Raw genomic sequence first — 11,094 nt, 5'->3', positions numbered from 1 at the left:
GCACGGCGCGGGCCATGTCGCCCAGTTCGTCGGCGCGGTCGGCGTCGACGGCGATTTCGTTGTCGCCCTTGGCAAGCTGGGTCATCGCCTCGGTGAGCGTGGTGATCGGGCGGGCGATCGTGCGGCTGAGCGTCCGCGACAGCATCATCGCGATGGCGATCAGTGCGATGCCGCCAATGACCAGCGCCGCCATGGCCGTGATGATCGCCGCCTGCTGGCGCGCGCCGTTCTCGGCGATGTGCTTGGCTTCGGCGTTGCGGATGTCGCGGAGCGGCAGCACCGCGGCGCTGACCAGCACCTTGTTCCCTGCGTTGCGGACGGTCTCCTGCGCCTCTTCGCGCCGACCGGCCCGGACCACCTGGATCAGGCGGTCGCCCCAATCCTTTCGCCACGCGACAGTCGCGACGCGGGAAGCCTCAAGATCCTTCAGCATGGCCGGATCGGTCAGCGTCGTCTTCAGTTCCTGCGCGACGCGATCGTACTCGTCCCTGCCCTCGTAGTAGGACTTCAAATAGCTCTCGTCGCCCGTGACCAGGAAGCCCCGGAACTGGCTGTTCTGACGGAGGATGGCGGTCTCCAGTGACAACGCATCCGCGTGAATCGCCTGGCTGCGATTGTTGCTCTCCGTAGAGGCGCGGATCATTAAGATGGTAATCAAAAAGACCACCATCATCACCGCGGCCGAAACGCAGATCGTTACAAAGGCGAGGCTAAGCTTCTTCGGGATATTCATCGCGACAATCATCGTCCTGATATTCAACGAAATTAGTTGTCATCACACATGCATGCACGTCATGAGTGTGTGAAATATTCTTCGAACAAGCGCATCGACCAGCAAAACTTGGTTTGCCCGCGATGCGACCCCATCAAGTAAAAACTGTTCGTTGAATGGTGATTAATGACGATCGGACCGGCCGCGCTTCCACGTGCGACATAAGGCCCCACGCCGTCTGGCGAGGGATTCAAGCCCCCTTAAGGGTTGGCGGACCATCTGTGGCGACCTGAGACACGCGACGAGATCTCGGCCCAGCGGCAGGTTCTCCTCGCAGACGCGGATGGCGTTCGTTTTTTTCCGCCTGCAACTTCATGGATACTGAGTATGTGGATCGTCATTTCATGAAGGTGCTTGCGAGAACTTCCAGTGAGCAGGCCTTCGTGCGCCAAGCAGAGCGCTGTCGCCTGACGGGCTCGGCTTTCGTCGCCGCTGTGCTCGAGGCGGTCGATCGGCAACTCGCCCATGCGCCCCTGAGCAGCAAGATGGTCCGAGGCTGGCGCGGAGATCCCGCTGCCGCCGCCATCGCCCTACGCGTCAACGGGGCGCTCCATGCCCTCGCCCGGCGCGGCCGGCCGCAATACCTCGCCGATCTCTACAATGGCGAACATGACGACTTCGACGGCGCGATCGCGGCCGCCTTGTCGCAAGAGGATGAGTTCATCGCCGACTGGATGCGCCATCCGACCCAGACCAACGAGGTCGCTCGCGGCGCGGCGATCATGTCGGCGCTGATGGTCGTGGCGGCCGAGCACGGGATGCCGTTCGAGATCCTTGAACTCGGCTCTAGCTGCGGCCTCAACCTCAATCTCGCGCGATATTCCTACAAGCTGGGCACGGTCTCGGTGGGCGACCCGTCGTCCGCGGTCTACATCGAGCCGCAGTGGTTCGGCGCCGACCCGCCCGTGGCCTTCGTGTCGATCCTCGGGGCGCGAGGCGTCGACCTCAATCCCCTGAAGGCGTCCAACCAGGCCCATCGCGAACGGCTGCTGTCCTTCACCTGGGCCGATCAGCCGGCGCGTTCGCGGCGGCTCGAGGAGGCGCTGAAGACCGCCGTCATGCATCCGCCCCGCGTCGACGAAGGGGACGCGAAACTGTGGCTCGCCCAGCAGCTCGCCGAGCCTCAACCGGCGGGCGTCTGCCGCGCCGTCGTGCACACCATGTTCCTGCAATACCTCGACGATCAGGCCCAGCAGGAGATCGCGGCGGCGATGAGCGCGGCCGGCGCAGAGGCGACCGCCGAGCGGCCCCTCGTGGAGATCGGGTTCGAGTGGACGCCCGACCGTCGCGAAGTGCAGTTGCGCCTGACGTCCTGGCCCGACGGCGAAAGCACGGTGCTCGCAACCTGCCACCCCTACGGAGATTGGGTCGATTGGGTCGGTCGGGGCGAACAGACGCGGGAACGGCGCCAGTATCGCTGACGCGGCGCAAATGATCGTCCGCGGCCACGCCCTCTCCCGAGGCGCGCGTGCAGCCGCGGCGGAGACCGAACGTCCCCCTCGAACGCTCTCCACTTCGGCGGACTACGCTTCAGGCGGCGAACCTGGCGGCGCCCGGCTCCAGCGGCAGGTCCAACCCGCCGACGACGTACGACACCATCCGATAGAAGCCACAGAGCAGGATCACCTCCAGGATCTGAGCCTCGTCGTAGTGTGCGCGGAGCGCAGCGAACTCCGCGTCCGTCAGCCGGGCTCGCGCATGCAGCGCTTCGGCGGTCGTCAGCAGGGCCCGCTCGGCCTCGCTCCAGCCAGCGGCCGCCGCGCCCACTCCGGCTGTCGCCGCGACCTCGGCCGGCGTAAGTCCCGCCGGACCCGCGAAGATCGTCACGTGGACGCCCCACTCGTACTCATTGCCCGCGAGCGCACAGGTGCGGTCGATGACCAGTTCGCGCTCGCGCAGAGACAACGGCCCGGAGTCCAGCAGCGACCCCGCGCGGAACTTGCGCCAGGCCCGTTCCGACGTCGCGAGCGTGCGGAACAGCATCAGGGGCGGCGCGCCCTGCATGATGGCGTCAAACGCCGCCTGGACCTGCGTCGGATAAGGCGGCTCGAGCGGCGCGATCCTTGGCATCGGCTCAACTCCTTGCTACATTTTCGATAGCATGAACGCTACATTTTCCGTAGCGCCGGTCAAGCCCCGTGGCTGAAGGGGCCGGGCGGCGCGTGCGCGGCTCTCGCACGGGCCGCCCCATCATGGCGCTGCTCGACTTGCTCGGGCGGCGATGGACCCTGCGTATCCTGTGGGAACTACGGGACGGGCCACTCACGGCCCGGGCGTTGAGGAGCGCCTGCGACGAGGCTTCGCCTACGGTGCTGCAGGCGCGCCTGGCCGACCTGCGCCAGGCGGGCCTCCTCGAGCACACCGCGGGGCGGGGCTATGGGCTGACCGCCTCCGGGACCGAACTGCTCGACGCCTTCATGCCGCTCTATGCCTTCGCCGAGCGATGGGCTGGGGATAAGCTTAACGACGCAACCGACGCGGGTTGAGGCGACTCAAAAACATCCGGAATGTGGTAGTCGCGTCCGAAAAGTTCTGCTTTTGTTCGCATCTAGGGAGTCTCGAAGATGGCGGACGGAAGCAGCAGACAATTTGCCCGGGAATGGACCTTCGGCGAGGCGCGCCTGGGATGGGCGACCGCGGCGCGGTCGAGCCTGTGGGCGCGATGCGCCTGCGGACGTGAGGCGGCGGTGGACCCGAAGCCCTGGCTGGCTCAGGGACTTGGCCGCCAGACACTCCAGGACCTGGAGCATCGCCTGCGCTGCACATGCGGGGCGCGGCGGGCGCAGTTGGAGATCCGCGGCTTGGCCGAGGCGCCGGGCGGCGGGGCCGGCGGCATCCACGTCTTCCGCTGAACGGACATCCCAAACCAAAAAGCCCCGGCCGAGGCCGGGGCTCTTCAGAGACTAGAGATCTAAAGGCTCGTCAGGTGGCCGCGGCGTACTTGCGCTGGCGGCGCAGCATGGCGCCCGCGCCGCCGAAGCCCAGGATCATCAGGGCCCAGGTGGCCGGCTCGGGAACGAAGGCGAACGACTGGTGCGCGTTCTTCGTGCCGTACTTGCCGGTTTCGGTCAGGAACATGACGTCCACGCCGATGTTCATCGGGACGTAGTCGTCATAGTCGGCGCCGGAATATTTCGAGATCAGGTCGTTGACGTACGACTTGTTCGAGACGTTCTGGCTGTACATGCCGGACATCGTGCTCTCGAACGAGTAGCCCTGCGGCTTGTTGATCACGGTCCAGATCGCGCCCTGGATAGCCGAGAGCTTGAGCGCGTTGGTGGCGGCGTTGGCCACGTAGAGCGACGTGCCGTAGTGCACGAGACGGCCGACTTGGTCGATCTGCGCATCGGTGAGGTCGCTCTCGCCGTACCACGGCGTGTTCGACGTGTACTTCGAGTTGGTCTCAAGGTCGTACTTGTTGTCGTACTTGAGGTCGATGTTACCCATCTGGATCGAGTGGTAGATATCGACACACCAGCCGATCAGAGTGAACGAGCCACCGATCGCGCCGGTCTGGGGCGTGTTGCCCGTGCCGTAGAAGGCGGTGAACTTCACCGGCGCCATTTCGAGGTTCTGAACGACTTGGCCGTTCTTCTTCATCACGCCGTCGGTGTTCGTATTCATCGACGCGTAGTCGAGGAAGTACTGGGTCGCGGCGGCCGGCGCCGCGAAGGCCAGCGTCGCAGCGACCACCACCGCGGGCAGAGCCGCCTTGAACGCCGCGCGGATAGGGCTTTGACGGCCTTGGGCCGCCCCCGTTTCAAAAGCCATGGTATTCCCCAACTTTCACCACCGAAGTGGGTTATTCATCGGACCTGATAAGCCGGTCCGATCCCCGTTACCCGAACAGTCCGTCATAAAGCTTAACAGTGCAAACGGACTCGCCCCAGGGGCGAGCAAACCGCCCCTCGCCGCGAAAGCGACCCAAAGGCGGACACCTCCATTCCTGCCAAGCGTGCCGAACCGGAACATGCTCGCCGCGCCGGAGACCGTTTCGCCGTCGCGGGCCGATATCCACGACGACATCAGCAAGAGCCGGGCCATCGTCAGCCGCATTGCCCATTCGTTTCAGCGCCGTCGCGGATGCCGGCATGCGCGCGCACGACAGTCGTGAGAAAGTCGGCGGCCTCAGGGAAGAGGAGAATGCCCCGATGAAACCCCGTCTGTTCGCGGCCGTAGCGCCCGCGCTGGCCCTCGCCGCCGCAGCCCACGCCCAGCCCGCTATGCCCGACCAGCACGCCGCCCACGGTCCGCCCGGCGCGATGATGGGCGAGATGAAGGCCCACGCGGAGGCCATGCAGAAGCAGCACCTGGACGACCTGCGCACGATCCTGCGCATCCGCCCCGACCAGGAGTCCGCTCTCGCCGCCTTCGTCGATGCGCACAAGCCAATGATGCGAGAGTTCAAGGCGCCGCCGGAGGGCCAGCCCCTGACCACGCCGCAGCGGCTGGAGCAGATGGCCAAGCACGACGCCGAGATGACCGCCCAGCACGAGCGCATGCGCCAGGCGCTGTCAAAGTTCTACGCCGCGCTGTCGCCGGACCAGCAGAAGGTCTTCGACGCCCTGCAGCGGATGCACGGCCCGCCCCCCGGCCCCATGGGTCCGGACATGATGATGATGCATGGCGGCCCCAGTGGCGGCCGGCAGATGATGATCATGCGTCACGACGGCCACGAACCTCCGCGCTGATCGGCCGCCGCGGCGAATTGTGGCGAAGTCGCTATGACGGCGCCACAGTTCGCGGCGAGAGGACCCGCATGACGGCCCAACCTTCGGTGCTTCCCGCGCGCCACATCCTGGTGGTCGAGGACGACACCCAGTTGCGCGAGCAGGTCACCGCCTATCTCGCCGAACATGGCTTCCACGTGCATGCCGCCGCCGATGCGGCGGCCATGGACCGCATGCTGGCCCAGGCGCCGGTCGACCTGGTGGTGCTCGACCTGATGCTGCCCGGCGAGGACGGGCTCTCCATCTGCCGCAGGCTGTCGTCGGACGGCGGGGGCCCGGCGATCATCATGGTCAGCGCCATGGGCGAGGAGATCGACCGGGTGCTGGGCCTGGAGCTCGGCGCCGACGACTACCTGCCCAAGCCCTGTAGCCCGCGCGAGCTGCTGGCCCGCGTCCGCGCGGTCTTCCGCCGACTGGAGGAGGTGCGCGGCGGCGCGCCCCGCAAGGGCAAGGCCTACCAGTTCCAGGGCTTTGTGGTGGACGCCCTGCGCCGTCAGCTCCGCGCGCCCAACGGCGCCACCATCCTGCTGACCTCGGGCGAGTTCTCGCTGCTGTCGGCGTTCCTCGACCATCCGCAGCGGATCCTGTCGCGCGACCAGCTCCTGGACATCGCGCGCGGCCAGGACGCCGACGTCTTCGACCGCGCGGTCGACGTCCAGATCAGCCGCCTGCGCCGCAAGCTGCACGCCTGCAGCGAGACCGAGATCATCAAGACCGTGCGCGGCGCGGGCTACATGTTCGACGTGGCGGTCACACGGCCATGACCCGCCCGGCGCGGCTGCGCGCCTCGATCGGACTCCAGCTCGTCGCCCTGATCGTCACCTGCCTGGTGGCGACGCACCTGCTGACCTTCGCCGCCCTTGTGCTCCTGCCGCCGCCGCAGCCGCAGCTCTACAGGCTGAGCGAGATCGCGGGCGCGCTCCAGGGCGGCTCCCTCAGCGCACGCTTTGGCCGGCCGATGCTGCGCACCGTCAGCGACCAGCCACCTCCGGCCGAGCCACAGCCGATGCGGGGCGACGTCCTCCGGCGGCGTTTCGGCGGCCACACCGAGGCGCTGGCTCAGGCGGTCGGTCGGCCGCGTGCGGACGTCCGGTTCATCCCGCGGCCGCCGTCGGCGGTCGAACGCCTCTTCCACGTGGCGGGCATGCGCCGCGTCGTCCTCCAACACCGCCGCGACGGCCCGCCCGATCAGGCTGGGCCGCCGCCCCCACCGCCTCCGGAAGAGGGTGCGGCGCCGGGCCCTCCGCCCGAGTTTCGGATGCACGGGCCGCGCGAGATGGTGCTGGGCGACTTCACCGCCGCCATGCGCCGGGCCGACGGCCGCTGGGTCGTCGTGCGATCCAGTCCCGAGCCGTTCCCCACGGAATGGCAGAAAAGGGCGTTCCTGCTGCTGCTGGCCGGCTTCGCCGTGGTGGCCCCGGCGGGGTTCTTGTTCGCGCGCCGCATCACGGCTCCGCTGAAACGCTTCTCCGACGCCGCGGAGCGGCTGGGCCGCGATCCGCACGGGCCGCAGATGGCGCTGTCCGGCCCGGCCGAGATCGGCGCGGCGGCCGAAGCCTTCAACGGCATGCAGGGCCGGCTCAAGCGCTATATCGACGACCGGACGGCCATGGTCGGCGCGATCAGCCACGACCTGCGCACGCCGCTCGCCCGCATCCGGTTCAAGCTGGAGGGCGCCTCGCCCGAGATGAGAGCCAGCGTGCTCTCCGACGTCGCCCAGATGGAACAGATGATCCAGGGCGTCCTGACCTTCATCCGCAACGAAAGCACGCCGCGACGCCGGGAGAAGCTGGATCTGCTGTCCGTGCTCGAATGCGTGGCGGACGACGCCGCCATGGTCGGCGGGGACGTCGAGATGCTGGACGCGAGTCCGCTAGCGGTCGAGGGTGACGCCGTCGCGCTGCAGCGCCTGTTCGTGAACCTCGTCGACAACGCCGTGAAGTACGGCGGCCACGCGCGGATCCGCCTGAGCCGCGATGACGGCTACGCGGTGGTGGAAATCGACGACGGCGGCGATGGCCTGGCCCTGGAAGACCTGGAGCGCGTGTTCCAGCCGTTCTACCGCGCCGACGCCTCGCGAAACCTGGACGCCGGCGGCATCGGGCTGGGTCTGCCGATCGCCCGTTCGACCGCGCGCGCCCACGGGGGAGACGTCGCGCTGGTGCGCCTCGAGCGAGGGCTGCGCGCGCGGGTGATCCTGCCGCTGGCCTGACCTCTCGGCTCTCAGGAGGGCTTCCAGCCAGGTGCGGCTCGGTGTGGGCCCGCGAGCGCCGGCGAAGGCGCGCTCCTGGCCTGGAGGTAGGCTGGGTCGAACTCGCCCGCGGCGGCCAGACCATTCCAGTCTCGCACGATCAGTTCGCGCGACCGAAGCTCGATCAGCCCACTGGCGCGGAGCTGCTGCAGCACGCGGTTGGTGTGCACCCCCGACAATCCCGCGGCGTCGGCGAGATGGGTCTGGGTGATGGGAAAGCGGCAGCGGTTGTTCTGCACGAGATCGACCCGCTGCAAGCGCTGGAACACCTCGCAGAGCAGGTGGGCGACGCGGGCGTAGGCCGAGCGGCGGCCCATGCCCACCATCCACTCCCGCTGTATCGCGGCCTCCTGCAGGCTCATGCGCCAGAAGGCGCGCCCGATCCTGGGACGAGCCTCGATCAGATCAGCCAGCTTGGCGCGCGACACCGGGGCGACGCGGCACATGGTCAGACTGGCGACGTTGTAGTCCACGTCGAGAAACACCAGCGGCAGGTCCAGCAGGTCGCCAGGCACGTGGAAGAACACGATCTGGCGGCGGCCGTCGGGAAGGGTCTTGTGCCGGAAGGCCTGGCCCTCGAGCAGCACATGACAGTCCGTCGCGCCTTCGCCGTCCACCACCAGCTCGGTATCCGCCGGCACAGTCCTGACGGCGCCCAGCAACGCCTCGATGGCCGCGCCGTCTTCGGGCGCAAGCGGCGTGTTCCGTCCCAGATTCGCGATGAGTCGCCCCGACATTCCGAATGGCAGACCATGCGCCGCGCGGTCGGCGGAATTAACTGGGTTAAGTCCGACGCAATTGCCGGCCGCCCGTCAGCGTTCCATCGACTCCAGCGCGAGGTAAGTCGGATTGAAGGACGCCAGCTCCTGCAGGCCCTCCAGGTCGAGAATCCGCACCCGGCCATCACGCCACGCCACGAGCCCGCGGTTGCGCAGGGCGCCCACGACGCGATTGGCGTGGACCTGGGAAATACCCAGCGCCTCGCCCAGCTCGGCCTGGGTCAGCGGCAGGTCGAAGCCGCCGCCCTCGACGCCGCCCACCAGGTCGAGCCGGCTGTGGATCTCGCAGACCAGATGCGCGGTGCGTTCGAGGGCCGACCGCTGGCCCAGGCCGAGCAGCCACTGCCGCAGGATCGCCGCGTCGATCAGCGTCATCAGCCACAGCATGCGCGTCAGGTGCGGCAGCTCCTCGCTGATCCGTAGCAGGTTCTTGTGGGGGTAGATCGCGATGCGGCACCGACTGAGCGTGGCCACCGTGTGGTCCATGCGCTTCAGCGGGAAGCTCTGCAGGTCGACGAAATCGCCCGGCACATGGATCGAAAGGATCTGCCGCCGTCCGTCCGGCAGCGCGCCGTAGCGGCAAGCCCACCCTTCCTCCAGCAGCATCGACCGATCGCAGACTTCATCCTCGCGGACGAGGTCCACGTCCGCCTCCGCGACGATGCGCTTGGACACGGCCTGCGCGAGCGCCACGCGCTCGCGCTCCCCGAGGGTTCCGTCGCGTCGAAGCAGCTTGCGGAACAGCAGGTCGGTCATCGTCGCCGAAGCAAGGGTATGGGTCGGGAACCCAAACGCTCCAGGACAGCCAAGGTTCGCCGGGACATCTAGCGACACGCTTAATGTCACTATATGCTGGCCGAAAGAATAACGGGGGACGCCGCATGAGGCTCTGGACCTGGTTGGGGGCCATCGTGGCCGTTCTGGTCGTCGCACTGGGGACGGCCTATCTGAACCGCGGGGCGATCTTCGCGGCGATCGCCCATTCGAGGCTGCCCCACGTGGAGCCCAACCATCCGGTCGACTGGGCCCAGGGTCCAGCGACGGCGCCGCAGGGCGCGCGACCGCCCAACGTCGTTTTCATCCTGGCCGACGACCTTGGCTACAACGACATCACCTTCAACGGTGGCGGCGTGGCGAACGGCGCCGTGCCGACCCCTAACATCGACTCCATCGGCCGCGACGGCGTCAGCTTCGCCGCCGGCTACGCGGGCAACGCGACCTGCGCGCCATCGCGCGCGGCGATCATGACCGGCCGCTATCCCACGCGCTTCGGCTTCGAGTTCACCCCCGCGCCCGTGGGCTTCGAGCGGATGGTCGGCACCGAGTCCGAGCCCGGGGCGATCGTGAAGCCGAAGTTCTTCAAGGACCGGCTGTCCCAGATGCCGCCGGGCAGCACCGCGGCCACGCCCGAGGCCGTGAACACCCTGAGCGTTCCCACCGGCGAGATCACCATCGCCGAGGTGCTCAAGACCCAGGGCTACCACACCATGCACTTCGGCAAGTGGCACCTGGGCGGCAGGAAGGGGTCGCGTCCGGAGGACCAGGGCTTCGACGAGACCCTGGGCTTTATCGCCGGCGCGTCCATGTACCTGCCCGAGAAGGACAAGGGCGTCGTCAATTCCAAGCAGGACTGGGACGCCATCGACCGCTTCCTGTGGCCGAACCTGCCCTACGCGGTGCAGTTCAACGGCTCGCCGATGTTCGCCCCCAAGGGCTACATGACCGACTATCTGACGGACGAGGCGTTGAAGGCGATCAAGGCCAACCGGAACCGGCCATTCTTCATCTACTTCGCGCCCAACGCCATCCACACGCCGCTCCAGGCGAAGAAGGCGGACTATGACGCCCTGCCCCAGATCAAGGACCACCGCCTGCGCGTTTACGGCGCCATGGCCCGCAACCTCGACTGGAACGTCGGCCGCATCCTCCAGGCGCTGAAGGACGAAGGGCTGGACCAAAACACGCTCGTCATCTTCACCAGCGACAACGGCGGCGCGGGCTACATCGGCCTGCCGGACGTCAACAAGCCCTACCGCGGCTTCAAGTCGACGTTCTTCGAGGGCGGCATCCACGCGCCATTCTTCATGCGCTGGCCCACCGCGATCCCCGCCGGGACCAGCTATCCCAACCCCGTCGGCCACGTGGACATCTTCGCGACCGCCGCACGCGCGGCCGGCGCGGCGATCCCCACCGACCGCAAGATCGACGGCGTCGACCTGCTGCCCTTCGTGCAGGGCAAGGACACCGCGCGGCCGCACCAGGTCATGTTCTGGCGTTCGGGCCAGTACAAGGTGGTGCGCGACGGCGATTGGAAGCTCCAGTCGAGCGAGGCGCAGAAGAAGGTCTGGCTGTTCAATCTCGCCGCCGACCCCACAGAGCAGCACGACCTGTCGTCGAAGGAGCCGGCCCAGGTCCAGCGCCTGCTGGCCATGATCCGCGCCCAGGACGCGCAGAGCGTGAAGCCGATCTGGCCGTCGCTGCTGCAGGGGCCGGTCTTCGTCGACCACCCCAGCGGCCAGCCGCAGAAGCCGGGCGATGAATACATCCTGTGGGACAATTGAG

12 protein-coding genes are annotated in these 11,094 nt (G+C 67.7%); 7 read left to right on the top strand and 5 right to left on the bottom strand.

All coding sequences use genetic code 11. The features are described from left to right. Positions 1–760, bottom strand: a 760-nt coding sequence (locus Q0L11_RS12205; RefSeq protein ID WP_296597566.1) for a CHASE3 domain-containing protein, incomplete at its 3' end; no start/stop codon positions are given. 395 nt (positions 761–1,155) lie between these two features. Here Q0L11_RS12205 and Q0L11_RS12200 point away from each other — a divergent pair. Further along, positions 1,156–2,193, top strand: coding sequence for a DUF2332 family protein (locus Q0L11_RS12200; protein WP_296597565.1), 1,038 nt, complete (start codon positions 1,156–1,158; stop codon positions 2,191–2,193). A gap of 109 nt (positions 2,194–2,302) precedes the next feature. Here the strand turns inward: Q0L11_RS12200 and Q0L11_RS12195 are convergent, their stop codons facing one another. After that, a complete protein-coding gene (locus Q0L11_RS12195; RefSeq protein WP_296597563.1) occupies positions 2,303–2,842 on the bottom strand; it encodes a carboxymuconolactone decarboxylase family protein in 540 nt (179 codons plus the stop codon). A 92-nt stretch (positions 2,843–2,934) separates the two neighbouring features. Here Q0L11_RS12195 and Q0L11_RS12190 point away from each other — a divergent pair, with 92 nt between their 5' ends. After that, complete coding sequence (locus Q0L11_RS12190) at positions 2,935–3,258, top strand: helix-turn-helix domain-containing protein (protein ID WP_296597561.1); 324 nt, start codon at positions 2,935–2,937, stop codon at positions 3,256–3,258. A 78-nt stretch (positions 3,259–3,336) separates the two neighbouring features. Continuing rightward, entirely contained in the window at positions 3,337–3,624 is a 288-nt protein-coding gene (locus Q0L11_RS12185; RefSeq protein WP_296597560.1) for a hypothetical protein, read from the top strand. Between the two features lie 70 nt (positions 3,625–3,694). On the opposite strand, the gene Q0L11_RS12180 is transcribed toward Q0L11_RS12185, so the two are convergent. Further along, on the bottom strand, positions 3,695–4,543 hold the full coding sequence (locus tag Q0L11_RS12180; RefSeq protein WP_296597559.1) for a PEPxxWA-CTERM sorting domain-containing protein: 849 nt from the start codon (positions 4,541–4,543) through the stop codon (positions 3,695–3,697). A gap of 380 nt (positions 4,544–4,923) precedes the next feature. Here Q0L11_RS12180 and Q0L11_RS12175 point away from each other — a divergent pair, with 380 nt between their 5' ends. The 3 genes from Q0L11_RS12175 (at position 4,924) to Q0L11_RS12165 (ending at position 7,714) form a co-directional block, all read left to right on the top strand. Continuing rightward, on the top strand, positions 4,924–5,463 hold the full coding sequence (locus Q0L11_RS12175; protein ID WP_296597557.1) for a Spy/CpxP family protein refolding chaperone: 540 nt from the start codon (positions 4,924–4,926) through the stop codon (positions 5,461–5,463). A 68-nt stretch (positions 5,464–5,531) separates the two neighbouring features. Next, on the top strand, positions 5,532–6,266 hold the full coding sequence (locus Q0L11_RS12170) for a response regulator (protein WP_296597556.1): 735 nt from the start codon (positions 5,532–5,534) through the stop codon (positions 6,264–6,266). Next, positions 6,263–7,714 carry an ATP-binding protein gene (locus tag Q0L11_RS12165; protein WP_296597555.1) on the top strand — a complete coding sequence of 484 codons (1,452 nt, stop codon included), beginning with the start codon at positions 6,263–6,265 and terminating at the stop codon, positions 7,712–7,714. The genes Q0L11_RS12170 and Q0L11_RS12165 overlap by 4 nt, the downstream gene beginning before the upstream one ends. A gap of 11 nt (positions 7,715–7,725) precedes the next feature. Here Q0L11_RS12165 and Q0L11_RS12160 read toward each other — a convergent pair whose 3' ends face one another. Both Q0L11_RS12160 and Q0L11_RS12155 read right to left on the bottom strand, forming a co-directional pair. Further along, on the bottom strand, positions 7,726–8,490 hold the full coding sequence (locus Q0L11_RS12160; protein WP_296597554.1) for a Crp/Fnr family transcriptional regulator: 765 nt from the start codon (positions 8,488–8,490) through the stop codon (positions 7,726–7,728). A 75-nt stretch (positions 8,491–8,565) separates the two neighbouring features. Then, positions 8,566–9,288 carry a Crp/Fnr family transcriptional regulator gene (locus Q0L11_RS12155; RefSeq protein ID WP_296597553.1) on the bottom strand — a complete coding sequence of 241 codons (723 nt, stop codon included), beginning with the start codon at positions 9,286–9,288 and terminating at the stop codon, positions 8,566–8,568. Between the two features lie 125 nt (positions 9,289–9,413). Here Q0L11_RS12155 and Q0L11_RS12150 point away from each other — a divergent pair, with 125 nt between their 5' ends. Then, on the top strand, positions 9,414–11,093 hold the full coding sequence (locus tag Q0L11_RS12150) for a sulfatase-like hydrolase/transferase (protein ID WP_296597552.1): 1,680 nt from the start codon (positions 9,414–9,416) through the stop codon (positions 11,091–11,093). Position 11,094: the final 1 nt, after the last annotated feature.

Source organism: Phenylobacterium sp., assembly GCF_024508875.1.
Classification (GTDB): domain Bacteria; phylum Pseudomonadota; class Alphaproteobacteria; order Caulobacterales; family Caulobacteraceae; genus Phenylobacterium.
This window is presented reverse-complemented; position numbering and strand designations above follow the sequence as displayed.